This window comes from Thalassospira sp. NFXS8, assembly GCF_040148805.1.
Taxonomy (GTDB): Bacteria; Pseudomonadota; Alphaproteobacteria; order Rhodospirillales; family Thalassospiraceae; genus Thalassospira.
On record NZ_JAGEMF010000003.1, the window covers coordinates 298,536 to 320,267 of the forward strand.

At 51.9% G+C, this 21,732-nt stretch carries 19 protein-coding genes; 11 read left to right on the forward strand and 8 right to left on the reverse strand.

Features of this window, described 5'->3' with window-relative positions:
* Positions 1-99: 99 nt before the first annotated feature.
* Positions 100-1,023, forward strand: coding sequence for an aldose epimerase family protein (locus J4E05_RS17720; RefSeq protein WP_349598298.1), 924 nt, complete (start codon positions 100-102; stop codon positions 1,021-1,023).
* Between the two features lie 124 nt (positions 1,024-1,147).
* On the opposite strand, the gene araD is transcribed toward J4E05_RS17720, so the two are convergent.
* Positions 1,148-2,875 (reverse strand): L-arabinonate dehydratase, encoded by a 1,728-nt coding sequence (gene araD / locus J4E05_RS17725; RefSeq protein ID WP_349598301.1) that lies wholly within the window; start codon positions 2,873-2,875, stop codon positions 1,148-1,150.
* 212 nt (positions 2,876-3,087) lie between these two features.
* Between araD and J4E05_RS17730 the strand changes: the two genes are divergently transcribed.
* A complete protein-coding gene (locus tag J4E05_RS17730) occupies positions 3,088-3,804 on the forward strand; it encodes a FadR/GntR family transcriptional regulator (protein WP_085591068.1) in 717 nt (238 codons plus the stop codon).
* 164 nt (positions 3,805-3,968) lie between these two features.
* Here the strand turns inward: J4E05_RS17730 and J4E05_RS17735 are convergent, their stop codons facing one another.
* Positions 3,969-4,892, reverse strand: a complete 924-nt coding sequence (locus tag J4E05_RS17735; RefSeq protein WP_349598303.1) for a dihydrodipicolinate synthase family protein — start codon at positions 4,890-4,892, stop codon at positions 3,969-3,971.
* 289 nt (positions 4,893-5,181) lie between these two features.
* Between J4E05_RS17735 and J4E05_RS17740 the strand changes: the two genes are divergently transcribed.
* From J4E05_RS17740 to J4E05_RS17765, 6 genes are all read left to right on the forward strand, one after another.
* Positions 5,182-6,084, forward strand: coding sequence for an SMP-30/gluconolactonase/LRE family protein (locus J4E05_RS17740; RefSeq protein WP_349598306.1), 903 nt, complete (start codon positions 5,182-5,184; stop codon positions 6,082-6,084).
* Positions 6,085-6,572: 488 nt separating this feature from the next.
* Positions 6,573-7,493 carry a 5-dehydro-4-deoxyglucarate dehydratase gene (gene kdgD / locus J4E05_RS17745; RefSeq protein ID WP_349598309.1) on the forward strand — a complete coding sequence of 307 codons (921 nt, stop codon included), beginning with the start codon at positions 6,573-6,575 and terminating at the stop codon, positions 7,491-7,493.
* 209 nt (positions 7,494-7,702) lie between these two features.
* Positions 7,703-8,698: a TRAP transporter substrate-binding protein gene (locus J4E05_RS17750; RefSeq protein ID WP_085591074.1), complete on the forward strand. Its 996-nt coding sequence runs from the start codon at positions 7,703-7,705 to the stop codon at positions 8,696-8,698.
* Between the two features lie 86 nt (positions 8,699-8,784).
* Complete coding sequence (locus J4E05_RS17755; RefSeq protein WP_085591076.1) at positions 8,785-9,330, forward strand: TRAP transporter small permease; 546 nt, start codon at positions 8,785-8,787, stop codon at positions 9,328-9,330.
* A complete protein-coding gene (locus J4E05_RS17760) occupies positions 9,331-10,617 on the forward strand; it encodes a TRAP transporter large permease (RefSeq protein WP_085591077.1) in 1,287 nt (428 codons plus the stop codon).
* A gap of 43 nt (positions 10,618-10,660) precedes the next feature.
* A complete protein-coding gene (locus tag J4E05_RS17765) occupies positions 10,661-11,455 on the forward strand; it encodes an NAD-dependent epimerase/dehydratase family protein (RefSeq protein ID WP_085591079.1) in 795 nt (264 codons plus the stop codon).
* Positions 11,456-11,572: 117 nt separating this feature from the next.
* On the opposite strand, the gene J4E05_RS17770 is transcribed toward J4E05_RS17765, so the two are convergent.
* The 3 genes from J4E05_RS17770 to J4E05_RS17780 all read right to left on the reverse strand — a co-directional run bounded on the left by J4E05_RS17770 (position 11,573) and on the right by J4E05_RS17780 (position 14,063).
* A complete protein-coding gene (locus tag J4E05_RS17770) occupies positions 11,573-12,319 on the reverse strand; it encodes a formylglycine-generating enzyme family protein (RefSeq protein WP_349598314.1) in 747 nt (248 codons plus the stop codon).
* A gap of 20 nt (positions 12,320-12,339) precedes the next feature.
* Entirely contained in the window at positions 12,340-13,563 is a 1,224-nt protein-coding gene (gene nirK, locus J4E05_RS17775) for a copper-containing nitrite reductase (protein ID WP_349598317.1), read from the reverse strand.
* A 68-nt stretch (positions 13,564-13,631) separates the two neighbouring features.
* Complete coding sequence (locus J4E05_RS17780; protein WP_349598320.1) at positions 13,632-14,063, reverse strand: pseudoazurin; 432 nt, start codon at positions 14,061-14,063, stop codon at positions 13,632-13,634.
* Positions 14,064-14,222: 159 nt separating this feature from the next.
* Between J4E05_RS17780 and J4E05_RS17785 the strand changes: the two genes are divergently transcribed.
* Positions 14,223-14,945, forward strand: coding sequence for a Crp/Fnr family transcriptional regulator (locus tag J4E05_RS17785; RefSeq protein WP_349598323.1), 723 nt, complete (start codon positions 14,223-14,225; stop codon positions 14,943-14,945).
* 52 nt (positions 14,946-14,997) lie between these two features.
* Here J4E05_RS17785 and fhuB read toward each other — a convergent pair whose 3' ends face one another.
* From fhuB to J4E05_RS17800, 3 genes are read right to left on the reverse strand one after another with little or no spacing between them, the layout of a single operon-like run.
* The gene (fhuB, locus tag J4E05_RS17790) at positions 14,998-16,998 is read right to left on the reverse strand and encodes a Fe(3+)-hydroxamate ABC transporter permease FhuB (protein WP_349598327.1); all 2,001 of its coding nucleotides are present in this window, start codon (positions 16,996-16,998) and stop codon (positions 14,998-15,000) included.
* Positions 16,995-17,921 (reverse strand): ABC transporter substrate-binding protein, encoded by a 927-nt coding sequence (locus J4E05_RS17795; RefSeq protein ID WP_349598330.1) that lies wholly within the window; start codon positions 17,919-17,921, stop codon positions 16,995-16,997. Before J4E05_RS17795 ends, fhuB begins: the two co-directional genes overlap by 4 nt.
* A 9-nt stretch (positions 17,922-17,930) precedes the next feature.
* Positions 17,931-18,707 carry an ABC transporter ATP-binding protein gene (locus tag J4E05_RS17800; protein ID WP_349598333.1) on the reverse strand — a complete coding sequence of 259 codons (777 nt, stop codon included), beginning with the start codon at positions 18,705-18,707 and terminating at the stop codon, positions 17,931-17,933.
* Between the two features lie 293 nt (positions 18,708-19,000).
* On the opposite strand from J4E05_RS17800, the gene J4E05_RS17805 reads away from it, so the two are divergent.
* Together J4E05_RS17805 and J4E05_RS17810 are read left to right on the forward strand one after the other, a co-directional pair.
* Positions 19,001-19,888, forward strand: coding sequence for an SMP-30/gluconolactonase/LRE family protein (locus tag J4E05_RS17805; RefSeq protein ID WP_349598336.1), 888 nt, complete (start codon positions 19,001-19,003; stop codon positions 19,886-19,888).
* Positions 19,889-20,074: 186 nt separating this feature from the next.
* A complete protein-coding gene (locus tag J4E05_RS17810; protein ID WP_349598339.1) occupies positions 20,075-21,661 on the forward strand; it encodes a YbaY family lipoprotein in 1,587 nt (528 codons plus the stop codon).
* Positions 21,662-21,732 lie beyond the last annotated feature (71 nt).

The following is a 21,732-nucleotide window of genomic DNA, read 5'->3' on the forward strand; positions in this document are numbered from 1 at the left end:
GCATGCCATATAATCGACAGGCGGCCTTTTGCTTAAACGCGATAAATCGTTTATGGCTAAAGTCATAGTATGATTTAACGATATATGGGACTGATTACCATGCAAAAAAAGCCAATACAGGAAATGTTTTGGGAAAGTGGTGATTTTCGACTGGGTTTTCTGCCATTTGGCGGGGCAATTACCCGGTTGGAATGGTGCCGCCCTGATGGGGCCGGTTACGCGCATTTGTTGCGCCCGTCTGATCAATCTGCATTGGAATCGGGTAATCCATCATATCTTGGCTGTTTTCCAATGGTGCCGTTTGCCAACCGTATGGCCTTTTCGCAGTTCGAGTTTGATAACCGTGTTATTGGCGTACCGGCAAATCGTCCGCCGGGGCCACACGCCATTCACGGTTTTTCATCGCGCGAGGAATGGGTGGTTGGCAAAAGCGACGAAACGACCTTGCGGTTGGAAACCCGCCATGCCGACATCCACAATAACGGATTTGATTATGCGGCCTGGCAGGAATTTCGGGTCCGGGATGGTTTCCTGGAATGGGAACTGGGCGTGCAGCATTTGGGGCAAGGTGCGATGCCCTATGGGATTGGCTTGCATCCATGGTTTTATGCGACGGAAGATGTCGAAATCGAATTTATTGCCGAAGGGTGCTTTAACACTGATGACGATATGCTGCCGGTTGCGGCCACTGTTGTTGATTTAAGTCGTGACTTTTCTGCGCCCAGGGTCGCCCGTCGCCATCGGGGGCTGGATTGTCATTATAGTGGTTGGGACGGGGCCGCGCGAATTTTGTGGCCCGAAGCTGGTATGGTTTTGTCGCTTGGCGCGTCAACAACGCTGCGCAATATGCAGCTTTATTTACCCAGGGATGGCGGGGCTGTGTGCCTGGAGCCGGTCTCGCATGTGCCAAATGTTCATAACCGGGTGGATTTTAAAGAGTTTGGCGATGTTCTGGTGCTGGCAAAAGGCCAAAACCTGATCGGAACCGTAACGTTGGCACCTGAATTGCTGGCGCGTGTGTGAAGGTGCCCGATAAGTGCTGGCTAATTGGTTTGAAATGATAAACGGGCCCGTATCAATGGGCCCGTTTGCTGTTTCGGGGCGGATAAAATCTGTGCCGTAACGCTTATCGGGTGGCAGCACAGGGTTAGTGAATTTCAGGGTCTTCAATCGGGGCAGTCCCGGTCAGGAAATCAAAGTCGCACCCTTCATCGGCCTGGGTGATATGGTTGGCATACATACGGCCATAACCCCTGCCATAATCGCGGCTGGGCGGGTTCCACTGTGTCAGCCGTGATTTGATTTCATCATCGCTTAATTCGACATGGATGCTGCGATTTTCAATGTCGACCGAAATCATGTCGCCAGTTTGAACCGCAGCCAACGGTCCGCCAATATAGCTTTCAGGGGCGACATGAAGGATGCAGGCACCATAGCTGGTGCCGCTCATGCGGGCGTCGGATATGCGCAGCATATCGCGAACACCCTCTTTCAACAGTTTTTTGGGAATGGGTAACATACCCCATTCGGGCATCCCTGGCCCGCCAACGGGCCCGGCATTTTGCAATACCAGAATATGCTCTGCGGTAACGTCCAGGTCATCACGGTTGATTTGGGCATTCATATCGTTGTAATCGCGAAAAACCAGGGCCGGGCCGGTGTGTTTTAACAGGCGCGGATCGGCGGCACTGGGTTTCATCACACAGCCACGTGGGGCGATGTTGCCATATAAAACGGCAGTGGCACCGGCACTGTAAATGGCGTTTTCAGTACCCCGGATGACATCAGCATTATAAATCGGGGCCCCTGCAATATTATCGCCCAGGGTTTTGCCATTGACCGTCATGCAATCGGTATCAAGGTGGGGTCTGATGTTTTCAAGCAAACCGATCAGCCCGCCGGCATAAAAGAAATCCTCCATCAGAAATTCGCCAGATGGGCGCAAATTGGCAATTACGCCCATGCGCCGCGATGCGGCTTCAAAATCTTTCAGGCCAATATCAAGACCTGCCCGTTTTGACATGGCAATCAGATGCGGGATGGCATTGGTTGACCCGCCCAGTGCCATTTGCACCGTCAGGGCATTTTCAAATGAACCCCGGGTTAAGACGTCCGATGGTTTGCGGTCCTGCCAGATCATTTCAACAATCTGTTTGCCGGTATTGGCCGCCATCCGGGGATGGCCGGAATCCGGTGCCGGGATAGAGGATGCATTGGGCAGGGTAAAGCCCAGTGTTTCGGCAAGAGATGTCAGGGTGGAGGCGGTGCCCATTGTCATGCAGTGGCCATAAGACCGGGCAATACCGGCTTCCATTTCTTCCCACTGCGCCTGGCTGATATTGCCAGCTTCTTTTTCCGCCCAGTATTTCCAGACGTCAGATCCGCTGCCAAGGGTTTTACCGCCCCAGTTGCCGCGCAACATTGGCCCGGCAGGCATCAGGATGGCGGGTAAATTCATGCTGATGGCGCCCATGAGCAGGGCGGGGGTGGTTTTATCGCAACCACCCATCAAAACAACACCGTCCACCGGGTGGGATCGCAACAGCTCCTCTGTTTCCATTGCCAGCAGGTTGCGGTAAAACATGGTGGTGGGTTTAACATAGGTTTCGGCAAGTGAAATTGCCGGAAGTTCGACCGGGAAACCACCTGCTTGCAAGATGCCGCGTTTAACATCTTCAACCCGGTTTTTAAAATGGGCGTGGCAGGGGTTTATGTCGCTCCAGGTATTGACGATGGCGACAATCGGCTTGCCTTTGAAGTCGTCAATCGAATATCCCATTTGCAACATGCGTGACCGATGGCCAAAGGCGCGCAGGTCCTCCACACCAAACCAGCGATGGCTTCTCAGCTGCTCGGGCGTTTTTTTCCTCTCCATGATCCCTCTCGATTCTTGTAAAATTTTATAACAGGATGGTGATCGTCAATGCGGTATGGTTCAAGCAGAACCCGCTATGTGCGGGCAAAATTAATTTAAATCCGTGTATTTGATGATGTTGTTCTGATTGTCGGGCTTTACCCGCCTGTCATTTGGCGTTAACTTCCTGCAACGATAATTTACAAGATGACAAGTTGGTTCAGGGGCACGCCATGGCGGGATTGAAACTTAAAATTCAGAAACGCGAAAAGCTGGCAGATCAGCTTTACGGGCAAATTCTTGAACAGATTGTATCGGGCAACCTTGCCGAAGGGGCAAAGTTGCCATCGGAGAACGAAATTTGCGCATCGTTTGGGGTTTCGCGCCCGGTTGTGCGCGAGGCCCTGCGCAAATTGCAAACTGATGGTCTGGTATTTGCCCGTCAGGGGGTTGGTTCGTTTGTTAAAAAGCGTCCACCCCAGGGATTGATAGAGTTTGCCCAGGCCAGTGACGTTGCGGGTTTGTTGCGCTGTTTTGAAGCCCGAATTGCCATTGAAGGGGAAACGGCGCGCCTTGCTGCTGAACGTGCCGGAACGCGCCACCATAAGGAAATCGAATATGCCCTGCGTACGCTGGAACAGGGCATTGGCAGTGGCGGTATTGCCAACGAGGCCGACTTTGACTTTCACCTTGCTATTGCCCGGGCCAGTGGCAACGATATTTTTGTTACCATGCTGAATTCGCTTCATACCATCATCGCCAGTTCAATGGGGGTCGCCCTGAGCATTACGCGCACGGGCTCAAAAGAACGGATGCAAAAAGTGTTTAGTGAACATCAGCAAATTTTCGACGCCATTCTAAGTCGGGATTCTGCCGCGGCAGATTTGCTGATGCGGTATCATTTGATGCAGGCCCGTCAACGCGTTACCGATCATGCACGGGACCGTTAATTTACAGGTTGCGCTTAAAGCCGGTCGTTACTCCGGTGCTTGCCCGAAGGGGCGGTCATCGGGTTTTATTGGTAACGCCATTTTGTCGCCGTGCATAAAGTCATGTTAAACGCCTGGTAAACATGGCGTGCCAGATAAAGTAGTCTGGCACGCCTGCATTTTGCTCAGGCAGCGTTATTTGCAGCAAGAAGTTCTTTTGACGCAACTTCAAGGTCTGCCAATACCTTGGGATCGTCAATGTTTGACAGATACGGGTACATTGGCCCTGTATCAGCAATACCAGCCAGGCGGACAGCTTCGTGCAGGATGCGCAAGGGCGAAAATCCGTCGCGTAGATCCTCCAGTGCAATAAATTTATCGCGAATGCTGGCGGCTGTGGTGATGTCACCGGCCTGAAGAGCTTTTAGCATTGCGGTTGACAGTGCTGGCGCGACACAAACCGAACCGGATGTGAAGCCGGTTAATTTAAATTCCATCAAATGTTCAATCGCCGGGCGTTCGCCAATGCCCGAAATAATGCGATCTGTACCGGCATAGCCAACCAGTTCGGTCAGGAAAGCGTCAATTGACGGGTTTTCACGCACAGCGGCGTATTTTACCGCACAGGCAACACCATCGGCCAAAAGATCGGCCACCAGACGCGGTGTCAGGTAATTGTCGGATTTTACATATACAATCAGCGGTTTGCCATACGCATCGGCAAGGCGGCGGATACCTTCGTTTACACCTTTTGGTGTCGACGGGAAATTTAAAGGTAGTGCCATGGCTGTTGGAAAGTCACGATGTTTCAGGATGTTAACCTGGTCCAGTGCCTTGCCGTAATCGGCACCAATGGATGGGATAACCCAGTCATCCTCGCCAACCCAGCTTTCTAGCTGGGTCAGAACTCCATCGTATTCGCCAACCGATATGTTGTAAAAATTGGCGTTGCCGCCATACATGAAGGTACTGACACCGCCTTTTTTCAAGTGGTTGACCAGTTTTTTGTTTTCTCCGTCCGGCACACTCAAATCCGCAGCGCGCGCCAGTGGTGGGACGGAAAGGATCGATTTCCCCAGATCTGCCGAGGTGACGGCACTTGTTTTCATTGTTACCTCCGTGATGTCTAGTTGTATTTTTAAATTACAAGTTTGCGCTTGGCAATCTCTTTTCCCCGGGGGGACGGCATATGCCGAAAGAACGAGTGTTATATTGTTGATTTTGTTTAAGATAAAAATGAAGGATCGTTGTCGGGAACGTGACGTTTGTAAGGGTGATACCCGGTTGTGAACCGGAACGTTGTTTCAAATAAACTAACAACATTGACAAGTTTCGGTGCGGGGGGCATGACAGAAGCAAATATATTGTAATGACATGTGATGAAAACAGGAGCGCGGAATGGCAGCACATAAACAGCAGCAACTACCCGATGTGGATATTGCTGTGCGCGAACGTTTTGTCCTGGGGGAATGCCCGAACTGGGATGCGGAAAATAACCGTTTGTTGTGGGCTGATATTATGGGTCAAAAAATCCATGCTTTGTCGTTGGCCGATGGTGCGCGGCAAAGTTGGGGTTTTGAAAGTGAAGTCGGGTGTTTTGGCCTGACTGACAAGGGACGTTGGGTGGTGGCGCTGAAAAGCGACGTTATCCTGTTTGATCCCGAAACAGGGGCGCGCGACAAGATTGCTTCGGTTGATGGGAATAACCCGATGAGCCGGACAAACGATGGAAAAATCGGGCCAGACGGGGCATTCTGGATCGGCACGATGGATCAGAATGCAGAAAAGAAACCTGTGGCCGGGGTGTACCGGGTGACGGGCGATGGCACCGTCGAGCATAAAGTTGGCGGTGTTAAAATATCCAACGGGTTGGCGTGGTCGCCCGATGGGCGTGCGATGTATCATTCCGATTCGCGCGGGCCGTGGGTTAACCGATGGGAGTTTGACCCGCAAACAGGGGATATTGCCAAATGTGCCCGGTTTCTCGACCTTGATGACACATTGGGGCGGCCAGATGGGGCGGCAACCGACATAGAGGGATGTTATTGGAGTGCAGGGGTTTCCGCCGGAAACCTGAACCGCTTTTCCCCTGACGGTACATTGTTGATGTCTATACCTGTTCCGGCACCCAGCCCGACAATGCCGTGTTTTGGCGGGCCGGATATGAAGACAATCTTTCTGACCAGCCTGACGGAAAATTATGATCAGCAAAAGCTGGACGCTTATCCCGAAGCAGGCATGGTGTTTTCATTACGTGTCGACGTGGCAGGTGTGCCAGTCACTAAATTTCGCGAAGCATAATCTTTGAAACAGGTGTGCCTATCCAGACCCGGTTTTGCCGGGAATGCAGGGCGGATTTGCAATGGGAATGGCCAGCAACCGGACAAAAATTGTCGGGTTGCTGGCTTTTTTTGTGCGGAAGTTGCCCCCTTCTTGAGGGCAGTTCGATTGCGGGGACTTATCACGCATGATTCAATGCGGTCGGACAGTGTGGTTTGTGTGGTGTAATCGGCTTTTTGGTGTGGATTTATGCGGGTAATGCCTGGGATGAAAAAACGTAGGCCGGGTAGTTGTTAATGATTCATCATCATACTATTTAACAAGATGAAATCTTAATGCAGGGTCCTTTCAAAGCATAAACTCCATTTAACTAATTGATATAAAGTTATTTTATGTGAAATTCGTCAGGTTATGGAAAGATCGTTCTATAATATAACAATTGACATAAAGATATGATGAGTTGTTAAATTTCCCTACAAGAATACGAAACAAGAAATTTGGGGATGGAAATGGATTTTTCCGAATTAAAGTCAGCGATCGGGCAGGGGCTGTTGTCCTTTCCAGTTACGCCGTTTGACGCGGAACAACGCCTGGATATTGAAGGGTATCGCACCCATGTTTCATGGTTGGCGCAGTACCCTGCGGCGGCGTTGTTTGCGGCAGGGGGCACTGGCGAGTTTTTTTCGTTAACCCATCGCGAAGTGGTTGAGACCGTAAAGGCAGCAAAAGATGTTGCCGGTAAAACGCCGATCATTGCCGGGTGTGGATATGGAACGGCAATGGCGGTTGAACTGGCGCGGGAGTGTCAGGCTGCCGGCGCGGACGGCTTGCTGCTGCTACCACAATATTTGGTTGGGGCAGAGCAGGCCGGGCTTTATGACCGGGTGAAAAAGGTTTGTCAGTCGGTTGATATTGGCGTGATTGTTTATAACCGCGACAATTCGATCCTGAGTGCGGAAACGCTGGCAAAATTGTGCGAGGAATGCCCAAACCTTGTCGGTTTTAAAGACGGGCATGGGAATGTGGAACTTGTAACCCGTATTTGCACCCTGATGGGGGATCGGCTTAGTTACATTGGCGGGATGCCAACGGCAGAAGTTTATGCCAAGGCCTATAAGGCGGCTGGTGTGACGACGTATTCATCTGCAATTTTCAATTTCTTACCGGCACAGGCCCTGACCTTTTACGATGCGCTATGTGCCGACGACGATGCAACGATGAACAGAATGTTGCGCGAGTTTTTCTATCCATATCTGGCCATCCGCGATCGCGGCAAAGGATATGCTGTTTCGATTGTGAAGGCAGGAATGAAAGTTATCGGCCGCGATACCGGGCCAGTACGATCCCCTTTAACAGACTTAAGTGCGCAAGAAGTAGCCATGCTGACTGATGTTATCGCGACAGCCTTTGGCACAGAGGTGGTGAACTAACGGGCTGCCAGATTGGTTAAATGGCTGTTTTGCTGCCGTTTGACCCCCGACGGCGCCACAATAAAAACCCGGCCCGTCATTTGTTTTGAAAACGTATAAACACTGTCTTGTAATTACAAGTTACAAGTTGTACGCTTTTCTCACAACAAGAAGGCCCCGAACACGGGGAAGGTTTATCCGACGATTAACGTCACGGGAGGATTCCTATAATGAATAAATTCTTGAAGACCACGACCCTGACCCTTGCTGCTTGCGCATTTAGCGCATCACTTGCTGCTGGTTCGGCCTATGCCGGTGAATGGCGCGGCTGGAATATCCACCCGCCGGGATACCCGGTAACCATCGGCATGGAAAAATTTGCTGAAATTATCAAGGAAAAGTCGGGCGGGGAACTGTCGGCAAAGGTATATAACAACGGCGTTCTGGGCGATCAGCCCGATGCGATTCAGCAGGTTCGTCTTGGGGGGCTGGACTGGGCGGAATTTAACCTTGGGCCACTTGGCGAAGTTGCACCGGAAGCAAACGTCGTTTCGCTGCCGTTTATTTTTAACAATATGGATTCCATGCATAAGGTGATGGATGGACCGGTTGGTGAAAAAATTTCGGCGGGCCTTGAAAAGGTCGGCTTGCAGCCACTGGCATATTATGACTCAGGTGCGCGGTCATTTTATAATACCAAACATCCGATCGAAACTCCGGCGGATATGAAGGGCCTGAAGTTTCGGGTCATGAGCAACGATCTTTATGTGCAGATGGTTGATGCCCTGGGCGGCAACGCAACACCGATGCCGTATGGGGAAGTGTTTCAATCCCTGAAACTTGGTGTGATCGACGGTGCGGAAAACAACTATCCGTCTTATGATTCCTCGGGGCATTATGAGGCGGCCAAATATTATTCGGTCACCCAGCATCTGATCTTGCCGGAATGCCTGTGCATGAACAAAAAGCTGTATGATGGTCTGTCGGATAAAGACAAGAAAATCGTCAATGATGCCGCTATGGAATCAGCAAAAGTTCAGCGCGTTGCATGGGCGGAAGGGGCTGAAAAGTCCCGCAAGGAAGTTGAAGCTTCGGGCGTGAAAATCAACGAGATCAAGGATAAATCGGCTTTTCAGGCGGCAATGAAGCCGATCTATGACAAGTTCATGGAAGAAAATCCCGATGTGGCTCCGCTGGTCAAGGCGATCCAGGACGCCCAGAAATAAGATGGTCTGATTAACCGGGGCGGCGAAATATTCGCCGCCCCTTTTGTTCCTTCCCTGATTAATTATCATTTCCAGATGGCGGCGCAATGCTGACGCAATGTACCCGAATGCTTGATCGCCTTGGCGCGGTTCTGGCAAAAATTCTTAATCTGATCGGCGGTATCGCGCTGGTTTTGCTGATCCCCAGTTTTGCCTGGCTTGTGTTCGGGCGTTATGTCCTGAATTCAACGCCAACCTGGGTTGAGCAGGTTTCCCTGTTATTGATGGTGTTTATTACCTTTCCTGTGGCGGCTGCCGGGGTTCGGGCAAACAACCATCTTGCTGTTTCCTATGTTCGGGATTCAATGCCGCCGCGGGTTTCGGCTGTTTTGGCCATCATCAGTTATATCGGTATGGCGGTGTTTGGGTATTTCATGGTGGATAGCGGCCTTTTACTGGCCAGTTTCAACTGGACCAAAAGCATTCCAATTATCCATATCTCGGACGGTTGGCGCTTTACCCCGATGGTTTTATGCGGCTGCGGCATGGTGTTTTTTTCAATTGTCCATATCCTGCGCATTTTGTGTGGCTGGCAGAAAATTTCCGAAAGTACCTTTTACAGTGACGACCTGCTTGACGAGGATGCGAATTAAATGGGCATGACACTTCTTTTGGGGCTGTTTGCGCTGGGTATTGTCATCGGTATGCCGGTGGCCTTTGCGCTCGGTCTGGCGGCCCTTTCGGCGTTCTTTTACGAAGGTTTGCCGCATTTTGTCGCCTTCCAGCGCCTGTCATCCGGCGTTGGTACTTTTTCATTGCTCGCTATTCCGTTTTTCATTTTTGCCGGTGAATTGATGCTGCACGGGGGCATAGCCAACCGTCTGGTGCAATTTGCCACGGCCCTTGTCGGTAGTCGCCGTGGCGGGCTTGGCATTGTGAACGTGTTTTCCTCAATGCTGTTTGGCGGTATATCGGGCTCGGCTGTTGCAGATACCTCGGCGCTGGGATCGATCCTTATTCCGATCATGAAAAAAGAAGGCTACCGTGCTGATTATGCAGTGAATGTCACTGTAACATCGTCAATCGCAGGCATCATGATCCCGCCTAGTCACAATATGATTTTGTATGCCGTGGCGGCTGGTGGCGGTATTTCGATATCCAGGCTATTTATGGCCGGGGTTGTGCCTGGCGTGCTGATGTGCGTGTTGCTGGGGTTTGCCGCCTGGATTGTTGCGGTGCGCCACGGGTATCCATCAGTGCCGTTTCCCGGCTGGAAAGTGGTCGGCCAAACCGCCATTCGCGCATTGCCGGGCTTTTTTACCGCCGTCATTATTGTTGGCGGTGTGTTAAGCGGTATTTTCACGGTAACAGAATCAGGTGCGATTGGCGTGGCCTATGCCATGGTTGTTACCGGGCTTGTCTATCGGGAACTCACCTGGGAAGGCTTTGTTACTGCGGTTCGCCAGGCATCGAAAACAACCGCGCTGGTTATGATCCTGGTGGGGTGTGCCGCCGCCTATGGTTATATGCTGGCATTTTATCAGGTGCCCGAGGCATTGGCCGGTTTTATCACCAGCTATACCCAGAACCCGACCATGATCCTGCTTTTGATCAACGTTATGTTGCTGGTGGCAGGTATGGTCATGGATATGGCGGCCCTGATCCTGATTTGTACGCCGATCTTTTTGCCTTTGGCGGTGCAGTTTGGTATGGATCCGATCCAGTTCGGCATGGTTTTAATGATGAATTTGGGGCTTGGTCTGTGTACACCACCTGTTGGATCGTGCCTGTTTGTGGGCTGCGCCATTGGCGGAGTTAAAATTGAAAAAGCGGTTTTAACGATCTGGCCGTTTTATCTGGCAATTCTCGTGGCGCTGGCATTGACGACATATGTTCCTGCTGTGTCGATGACATTGCCCAATCTGGTTTTTGGTAACTGATTGTTGCCGATATTTGACTGAAATTTACGAACAGGGGATCGTTATGAAACGGCTTCTCATCACCGGTGCAGCCGGTAATTTGGGTAAAATTTTGCGCGACGGCCTTAAGGGCTATGCCGATGTGCTGCGTCTGTCTGATATTGTTGATATGGGCGATGCCGGGCCAAATGAAGAAATCGTCAAATGTGATTTGTCAGACCGTGCTGCTGTGCATGAGTTGGTCAGGGATTGCGATGGTATTGTGCATTTGGGTGGCATTTCAATTGAAGCTGCATTTGATGATTTGCTTCAGGCCAATTTCCTTGGCACCTATAATATTTACGAAGCGGCACGCAAACACAGTGTAAAACGCATTATGTTTGCCAGTTCCAACCATGCTATCGGGTTTCACAAGCGTACAGAAATGCTCGATGAAAAGGCTGAATTGCGGCCAGACAGCCTGTATGGCGTAACCAAATGTTATGGCGAGGCCCTCGCGAGTTATTATTACGACAAGTTTGATGTTGAAACGGTCAGCGTGCGCATCGGTTCGTGCTTTCCTGAACCCAAAGACCGTAGAATGCTGTCCACCTGGATGAGCCCGCGTGATTTTATTTCGTTGATTGAAGCAATTTTTAATGCGCCGATGACCGGCCATACTGTGATGTACGGCGTTTCGCCCAATAAAACCGTGTGGTGGAAAAATGATCATGCAGCATTTATCGGCTGGCAACCGCAAGATAGCTCGGAAGCATTCCGCGCCGATGTCGAGGCCAAATTCCCCGAAGAAGACCGCCACGATGCCGCTGTGATTTATCAGGGCGGGGGCTTTGCCGCCCGTGGCCATTTCGAGGACTGATCACCACTGGGTTTGCACCTGGCGTGCGTGTTAAATGCCAAAACAAATCGGGGCCTGCCTTAATCCATGGCAGGCCCCAAGCTGTATGTGTCCCAAATATTTCATAGCGGGTGTGATTTATTCGGGTTTTGTATCTGTCACCAGACGGAAACCGAGGTGGGCAGGCGGCGCACCAACAGCACATCCACCCCGTGCCGGGTCCCTGACAAGATAGGGAATAACGGCGATATGTTCCCCGGCCACAATATAGGCGGGGCATCGGTCATTATTTGTTGGGGCGTTGTTGCCTGCATAACAATCGTTGGTCCATTCCCATACACTGCCATCAAGGTCGACAATGCCTTCGGCAGTTGTTGAAAAGCTGCCCTGATCGCGTAAAACGCGCGGCGTTAACCCCTCAGTGAGATAGGCTGAAGCCCACCTTAAATCAGGATTGGTAAAAATCGGGTCGTGCTTTTTTGGCAGGGCGTTGCTTGCCATAAATTCCCATTCCGGTTTTGTCGGCAGGCGAAAAATGTGCCGGGAACTGGTATTCACCCAATCAAGATATTGTGCGATATCAAGGTGGTTCAAACCGGTTGCAGGCACTTTTTCCGGGTCGCGCCCGGCAGGTGGACGCAGGCTTTCGCTGCAGGCACCATCGCTGTGACAGGTATTCCATTCAGCGATGGTTATTTCGTATTTCTGAACATAAATTTTATGTCCGTCGGGCAAGGTTACCGGGTGTTCAGCCATTTGCGGAACATATCGTAAATCGATGCTGTGATCTTTACAGGCGGCGCCAACCAACATGAAGGCCGCCAGCACCCCGGCAATGCCGATGCGTTTTGCAAGGAAACCAGGTGGGCTGGCGGCGGTTTTCATCTGTGATACCGTTCTGTTTTTCAGGCCTTAATCGGGCGTGGCGCGATAACCTGTTCCATCAAATTGTTGTTCCATTCACCTTCGACAACAAAATGTGCGGTTGCACCCAGAAGGGCGGCTTCGATCAGGTTGTGGTTGACATAGGCGTAGACGCCGGGCTGTTTGAACGTATACATGGCCGCCCCGGCACTGCCGCCGCGGACGAACCATGTTTCAAGCCCGGTTTGCGGGGCATCGCCAAACGCGCCGGTTTCCCAAACATAATCACCATGCCCGCCAATCATGTGCGGCCGGGTGTCGCGGTTTGCCTGGTTATGAATGATCAAAACCGTTTCGCCGACCTTGGCACGCAAGGCATGATCGCCCGTCAATGCCCCAACCGCCCCGTTGAAAACAGAATGGGTTGGCGTCAGGGTGCGCATCGCATCAATGCTGTCCGCATAATCATCGCCTGCGGCCTTATAGGTTTTATAATCACCGTTTTCGTCGCGCGGCAGATAAAAATCCTGTTCGCCGACATAGGCAATGCTGTCATAGCGAAGTGCCTTGCCATCGCGGTCCTTTAAGCCGGCGCGCGGTAAAATCATCACGGCACCGTTCATGCCATGTGTAACGTGATAGGGGATCATCGCACCGCCGGGTGCGCAGTGATAAGTGAAAACACCGGGTTTTGTTGCCTTAAAGCGCAAAACGGTTTCTTCGCCGGGGTAAACATGGGTCAGCCCGCCGCCGCCAAGGGCACCAGTTGAGGCATGGAAATCAATGTTATGTTCCATTGCGCTGCTGGCAGGGTTGCGCAGCGTCAGTTCGATATAATCCCCTTCATGGGCAATGATGATGGGGCCGGGGACCGATCCGTTATAGGTTAGGGCCCAAATGCTGGCCCCGGTGTCTTCGTCAACAGTCAGCAGTCTTTCATCAATCGTCATCGTGACTTCAATGATTTTCGGGTTCCCGGTTGCGACCTGTTCGTGTTTGGGGGCAAAGGGCGGGGCGACAAGTTCCTGTTTGACGCGGGTATAGCCGGTCAGGTCGGCAGGTTTTGCTTTCGCCTGGCTGTTGGCTTCGGCCTTTGCCAGATGCAGAGGCACATTGCGCGGGGTTACCAGTTTGGGACGGGCGGCGATGGGTTGGGCGTTGGCACTTGTCACAAGTGTGGCAGCAGCGGCCCCTGCCAGAAACCCGCCTCGCAGCATGTTGCGACGGTTGATTTTCAGGACTTCAGGATCAAACAGTTTACGCATTGGTGCCTCCAGTAATTCAATTTTGCAGCGCGAGTGCAACGTGATGGTGGTATGTGAAAGGGGCCGTATCAGAATTTTGCAAGTTGGGCTTCGAACCGTGCCTTCGCCTTGGGCGGAATACGACCAGCCAGGAAATCTTCGGGGGCGTTTGCGACGTCGCCGACAACAACTGTCATCACCATGCCCATTGCATAGTGGGGTTTGCATTCGATGCCATAGACCCCGCTAGTATCAAATGTAACGTCAAGTTCCTTGCCCAGGCGTCCTGCAAACGGCTCTGCGCCAGCCGGGGTCATGTTTTTGATGCTCTGGGCGTTATGGCCTTTGTCGGTCGGGACAAACTTAACTGTGTCGCCAGGCGCAACCCGCAAAAAGTCGGGTTCGAAAACCATGGTTTGGTCGCCGTTTTTATTCAGCATTTTGACCTCAAAGGTGTCGGCCAGTGCGGTTCCACCCATGAATGCGGTAAAAAGAACTGCTGCGGTAATTGTTCGAAGCATTTTCAGACCCTTTCGGAGTTATTTTTCGTTTCCTGGGGTGAAAATACGCTGTGGACGGATATAAACTTTGCGCTAGCACAACCTTTGTTGCGAAATTTGTGGCGACAGTTACAACAGCTTATGAGAGTTTCCATTTCGCAAGGGGGCGATGGACAGGTCATGGACGATTATATTGCGCAGAGGTCACTGACCCGGCTTGATGAAAGCCTGCTTACCCATATTCCGCCGTTTTCGCTGCTTTCACATGAGCAGATTCGCGAAATCCTTGATCAGGCCACGGTGCGTCGTTACGGCGAAGGCACAACCGTTTTTAACGAGGGAGACCCCGCTGACCGTTTTTTTATGGTGCTGGATGGTTATATTCGGGTTGTGCGGGTAACACCGGCGGGTGAACAGATTATTTCGCTGCATATTCCCAGTGGGCAGTTGTTCGGCATTGCCCGGGCGATTGGCCGTGAAACCTATCCGGCAACAGCCATTACCGCGTCGGAAGCAATTATTCTAAGCTGGCCCACAACCGTCTGGGACCATTTTGTCGTCAGTTATCCCGGATTTTCATCCGAGACCTATAAAATTTTGGGTCTGCGGATGGGCGAGTTGAATATGCGCGTGGTTGAAATGGCAACACAACAGGTTGAACAACGCGTGGCCAACACGCTGTTGCGGCTGGTGAACCAGACCGGGCGCAAGGTGGCAGACGGAATTGAAGTTGATTTTTCCATTACCCGCCAGGATCTATCGGAAATGACGGCAACCACCTTGCATACGATCAGCCGGTTGTTAAGTGCCTGGGAAAAGCACGGTCTGGTGAAAAGCCGTCGTAAACATATTGTTGTTAGTAACCCCCAAGGCCTGGTCGCGTTGGCGCGCGATCACGGGTAAATCGGATCAGGCATTAGGGGCCGTGGCCGTGCGCATGGGCATTTGGCCTGTGTTATTGGCGGCGGGCAGATAAAATCAGGAAATAGGCCGTGCCAATCAATGCGGCAATAAGCCCGGTGGGCAATTGCTGGGGGTACAGCATGTTGCGGGCCAGCCATTCAGCCACCATCATGACATTAGCCCCGATCAGGATAGCACCAATCAAATGTGCGCCCGCCAGCCTGAAACCGGCAATACGGGCCAAATGTGGTGCCATTAACCCGACAAAGCTTAGCGGCCCGACCAGCAAGGTTGATACTGCTGCCAATATGGCCGCTGCCATCATCATGGCCAGACGGAATAACGATATTCCAAGCCCTAGCGACATCGCCTGATCAGCCCCCATCGATGCCAGTTCCAGCGGGCGGCGCGCCAGTAAGGTTAACAGCGTAAGGATTGCGGTAATCAAGGCAACAGCGATTACTTCGTCCATTCGCGTAAAATAGGTTGTGCCAGCCAGCCAGGAAATCAGCATGGTGGCCTTTGTGCCACTATGGGTTAAGGCAATGCGTACGACTGAACCCAGAATGGCGGTAATCGCCAGGCCATTAAGCAGCAGATAATGGGGGGCATGGGTAAAATTGCGGCAAAGACCCAATAATACAAGCAGGGCAATAATTCCGCCAATGGCGCCGATCATCATTAAATCGGTTCGCCCTTCAAACCCGAAGTAAACCATCGCGATAATCATCGCCAATGCCGTTGCTGAACTGACACCGGTTATTTCGGGGCTGGCCATGGGATTATGCCCCACCCGTTGAATAAGCGTACCTGATACAGCAAGTGCGGCCCCGCAGACAATGGCCGCCAGGGTGCGCTGGGCGCGGTCGCCAAGGGTGCTGTTTAAAGTGAACAAATCCGATATCGGGGTGAAGATAACCTGGCTTTGCTCGTTTAGTGAAACCATCAACGACAGCGCCAGCCCAATTAGCAGCACCGCAAACAGAACGGCCATTAACATGTGTTTGGGGGCCAGACTATAATCTGCCGGGTGATCCTGTCTGTTGGCATTGCCATCGGGCATGATGCGGGCTTTGCGCAGGATAACAATTACAAATGGCGCGCCAATCAGGGCGGTTGCAGCCCCGGTTGGAAAAATATCGCCACCAGTGCCGGAAAACTGGCGCAGAACATAATCAATCAGCAACAGGCTGCATCCACCAATCAGCAGCGACATTGCCAGTAATGATTTTGACCGGTTAAAACCCAGAAAACGCAAGGTGGCGGGAACAGCAAGGCCGATAAAACCAATCATGCCGACGGCCGAAATGATGCTGGTGGTAACAAACACTGCCAGGGTTAAAATCGCCAACCGAAGCCATTTTACCGGCGCGCCTAACGAATTGGCGGTATCATCCCCCAGGGCCAGAATATCAAGCGGCCGTACAAGCGCGAAAATGGCGATGATGCCCAACACCAGCCGCGGAGCCAGATAAAAGGTTGAATCCCAACCGTTTTGGGCCAGGTCGCCCGCCCCCCACATAAAAATTGAATCCAGATATTGCTGGTGAAACAGCATGAAAATTTGCGTTGCCGAATGCAGCAGCAAATTGACAATCATACCCGCCAGGATCAGCCACAGGGTGGCATTGCTGCGCCCTGATGCAATGAGATAGACCACGCCGAGCGCCACCATGCCACCGGTAAGGGTGAATATATCCTGATACGGGGCAAGGCTTGCCGGGGCCATCACCAGAAAAATGGTTAAAGCCAGTTCAACCCCGGCACCCACGCCCAATGTCGTTGGTGATGCCAGCGGATTGCGGAAAATGGTCTGGATTGCGCCGCCGGCAACAGCCAGGCCCGCCCCGCACATAAAGGCCATAACGGTGCGGGGCAGGGTGCTGAAATGGAAAAATATTTGATCAAACCGGGTTTCGTCGGGTTTAAACAGGGCTTGCCATGCGGTGCTGTTTTGTAAAAAAGGCAGCAGATCGGCGAAGATGCTGGCCACTGCCAATACAATAAACAGGGCAGAAACCACAATTGTGACATGGGCCGGGCGCATGATCATTTATAGGGGCCATTTTCAATTTGTGTTGCCAGCAAATCGGCAAAGCGCATGGCCGAATAAAGGCCGCCGTATGTCCAGACAGACGGTATTTGATAAACCCTGTTATTGCGGGCAAAACCCTGCATCTTCCACAGTGGCGATGTCAGAATGCGTTGGCGTACCGGGTCCGGTGTTGGTTCGATAAAGGCAATGGTGTCTTTGGCAAAAGGTGCCAAAAGCTCCAGTCCGCCGCGGGCGAAACCCCAGCCTGTGGTTTCGCCATTATATGCGGTGGGAATGTTCATGGCCGCCATGACCGTATTGGGAAGAGACGGGGGGCCAAAAACATTGATTTGCGCGTCGGAATTGATGCGGATAACAGCGATCCGCTGGTCAGGGCCAAGAACCGCGCGGATGCGCGCGCCATCATGGGCCAACGTGGCATCCACCTGTTTCAGAATTTCTTCGGCGCGCTGTTCACGGCCGGTTATGGCGGCAATTGTGCGCGTTGCCTTGCGGATACTGTCAAGGGCGGGCTGGTTGTTGTTATAGGTCGAAATTACAATGGTCGGGGCAATTTCCGATAACGCCTCATAGGCTGCCGCAAGTTCGCCACTGATGAGAATCAGGTCGGGTTTTGCGTCCCGCAGGGCTTCCATGTTTGGAGACTGACGCTGGCCGATATTTACAAAATTGGCGGGCAGATCCGGTTTGACTACCCACTGGCGGTAATCGTCAGGGTCGGCAATTGCGACCGGGTTTATGCCCAGTGCGATGACGGTTTCTGTCAGGGACCAGTTGGTAACAGCGATCCGGGTCGGGGGTGTTTCAAATGTAACGCTGCCCATTTCATGCGTGTAGGTTTTGGCTTGTGCCAGGGCGGACAAAGGATGGAACGCCACAGCGCATATGGCAAAAATGGCAATTAGAAACGAACGGCGCATTGTGGCCCTCTATGCGATATAGCTTATGGAAATATTGGATTGCGGGACGGTGATAACGCCGATATCCGCGTTATAAATTTTTTGCAAGGTGCCTGCTTGCATGAAATTTCGGGCATCGCCTTGCCAACAGGTTTGGCCGTGACGCAATGCAAGAATATGGTCGGCAAAGCGTCCCACCATGTCGATATCGTGCAAAACGGCAATAACCGTTAATCCAATGGTGTTTTTCAGGTCTGACACCAGATGTAAAATGTCGCGTTGATGACCCACATCAAGTGCGCTTGTCGGTTCATCAAGCAGCAGGATCGGCGCATCCTGCGCCAACAACATAGCCAGCCATACCCGTTGGCGTTCCCCGCCCGACAAACTTGCGACCAGCCGGTCGGCGAAGTTTTCAATATGCGTCAGGGTCATTGCCCGGTCGATCTTTTCGAAATCGACCGGGCGGTAACGGCCAAAGGCACCGCGCCATGGATAGCGGCCAAACCCCACAAGTTCCCGAACGCTAAGATGTGGCGGGACCGTCGGGTTTTGCGGCAAATAGGCAACTTTGCGGGCGAAATCGCGAATGGAATGATCTGTCAGTGCCTTTTCGCCCATATGAATATCGCCGCTAAACTGGCGGTATTTCCGGGCGAGAATTTTAAGAAGGGTGCTTTTCCCCGATCCATTATGCCCGACAATGGCCGAAAATGCCTGCGTTGGAAACGACACAGAAATATCCGACAGCAAGGTTTTTGCGGCTTTGCCTTCGGTCCGGAAGCCAACATCTTTCAGATCAAACATCGCATATTAAACTCGGTTGGGCATGGCGGTATCGCGGGAAACCGGCGCATGGGCGCTATCAGCTGTATTTGTGAGAATGCTTATCAATAACGCAAGTTAATTGCAACCGAGTTGCGATTGCAGCAATGAGAAGGTGGCAATCCGCCCTTTATCTTATTTTATGTCTTTTATAAATCCGGAGGCCGCGCTAGCAATGGATTGACGGTATGGTGATGTGCCGTAACGTGCGGCCGCACCTCATGGTAGCGGGCATGTTGTTTAAAACCAAAAAACCAAAAAATCAGGGAAACGCGATGACGCAAATCCATACCCCGTTACAGGATATTCGTTGCCAGCTGGGCGAAGGCCCATTTTGGAACCAGCAAAATGCGACTTTATATTGGGTGGATATTATTGGCAAAACGGCCTTTGGCTGGCAACCGGCCAGTAATGATCTGCAAAGCTGGCACTTTGACAGCGTTATTTCGGCAATTGTGCCGCGCCAACAAGGTGGATTTCTGGTTGCCTTGCGTGACAAGCTGGCGTTTTTCAATCCGGCAGACGAAACAGTAATGCCTTTTGTCGCTCCGGATGGCGATCACCGTCAGAACCGTTCCAACGAGGCCCGGGTAGATCCGATGGGCCGGTTTTGGCATGCAACGATGCAAAACAATATTGGGCCGAATGGTGAAGACGTGGCCATAACCGAGCATACCGGTACATTAAACCGCGTTGACGTCGATGGCACGGTAACCCGGTTTGGCGAAAATATCGGTATCTCCAATACATTGTTGTGGTCTGCCGACGGTACAAAAATGTTTTTTGGCGATACATTGGCAAATCGTATGGATGTCTATGATTTTGACATGGCAACCGGTGACGCTACCAACCCACGCCTGTTTTGTTCGGTCGAGGGATATGGCGGTATGGATGGCTCTGCGATGGATAGCGAAGGGTATATCTGGAATGCCCGATATGGTGCGTCCTGCCTGATCCGGTTTAATCCGGCGGGGGAAGTTGATCGTATTATCGATTTACCAGTGACCAATCCTACAAGTTGTGTTTTTGGCGGACCGGATATGACCACATTGTATATTACGTCGGCCGCAGCTGGTACATCGGCTGAACGGCCCCTTGAAGGGGCGTTGCTGGCAATTGAAACCGGTATTGTTGGTATGCCGTGCCATGCTTTTGCCGGCTAGGGGCCAGGTGCGATCATTGTTAACAGCAGGTTAAGAAATGTTGGCGGGAAGTACTATTTTTCACGTGGCAGTTTTGTAATGTTTTAGAAAAGAAGCAATTTTACTGTTTTTTGGTCTTGGTTTTCTTGTCTTTTGCGATCACCATTAGAGGCGGGTCTAAAAGAACGAGCAAATCCGAGGACAAAAATGAAGATCTCACCTTTCCGATGGGACAAGGTGCGCGCTGTTATGGCGCTGGTTGCGGTTTTAATGATTGCAGCTTGCGGTTTTTCAGTGCCACGAACAGATACAATTGCCGGGACGGTTTCCTATCGCGAACGTATTGCGATGACCCCGTCAAATATCCTGACGGTAAGGTTGCTTGATGTTTCACGGGCGGATGCTCCCGCGCGGGTGGTTGCATCCCGGTCGCAACCGGCAACAAACCCGCCGATGTCTTTTGCGCTACCATATCAGACAGCAGACATTGACCCGGCACATCGCTATGCGGTTGAGGCGATTGTAACAGACGGGGCGGGGAATAACCTGTTTCGGAATGAAACATCCTATCCGGTTTTGACGGGGGGAAACCCCGATGCGGTAAACATTGATGTTATGTTGCTGCGCCAGCAGCCCGGTGTGGACAAATCGCATGACGAAAAAAAATCAGCGACAGATAAACTGACAACCCAGATCGACAAAAGTCTGTCGAAATATCGCAAACTTGTCGGGCAACATGCGGGGAACGATGGCGAAGGCAGTTTTGAAGCGTATGTTACTGAAAACGGAACACCGGTTCTGATCCGCCAAACCCGTGATCTGGGGGATTACGGAAAATCCGATGTTGCGTTTTATTTCCGCAAGGGGGCTTTGTTGCGGTTTGACGAGCGCGCGACACGGGCCAATTTTGGAAGTACCGTCGCAAATGCCGGTGCCAGTGCCGACGGACTTGAATATGAATTGCAGCTTGATTTTGCCAAAGGCAACTATCAGACCGGTGAAAAGCGTATTAACGGGCAGATCACGGCACCGGATAAACACGAAATCAGCGGTGCGCAAACCCAGGCAAAACTGGTGCAAACTCGGCTAAAAGCAGAACTGGCCGCCACTGAAATGTCGGAACCTGATGGACGGCAAACCTTTGTTTGTGACAATCAATCGCGGTTTTATGCCACCTTTGACCAGGAAAAACATCAGGTCCGGATCGAGTTTTTAGGGCGAGATCCCCTGTATTTGCCGCAAAAGCGCACGGCATCGGGCTTTCTGTACGGCAATGACGATTATACATTGCAGGGCAAAGGCCAAAACGCGACATGGTCTTCGTTGGCAAATGAAAGCAAAACCGGGTGCAGTGTCTCGGCTGAAATTGCAGGATTGATCCTGGCGCCCGGTGATTTCCCCGTTGTCAGCGTTGCTTCCTTGATGCAGGCGGACAACACGGAATGGACCCGTTATTTCGATGATATGATGCCCGCGATCAAGGCATGCCTGCAACGCCCGGTGGGCGATTTGCCATCTGTGCTAAAGGCATGGCCGATGAGCCACGGCACTATCGGGGTGCGAACAGTTAATATTAATGGTGGGCGCTATGACTGTCTTGCTCCCTCGACAGGGTTGGGGGACATCCATGTTGAAGCCGTCGAGGGGCCAACCAACATTTTACCTGGCGAACGCGATGTTCTGTTTACACCAGCATCGGGCGCGTATCCGGCGGATGATTGTTATCAACATAAAAAGCTCGAAAAAGACGGCGTTTTTATCGGCTGGTTGTCACGCAATGCCTGCGGTAGCTGATAAACACGGCGATTAACTGTGCGGCATTAAGACGCGGTTGCGACGAAACTCACCCCCGAAAGTTGGATATC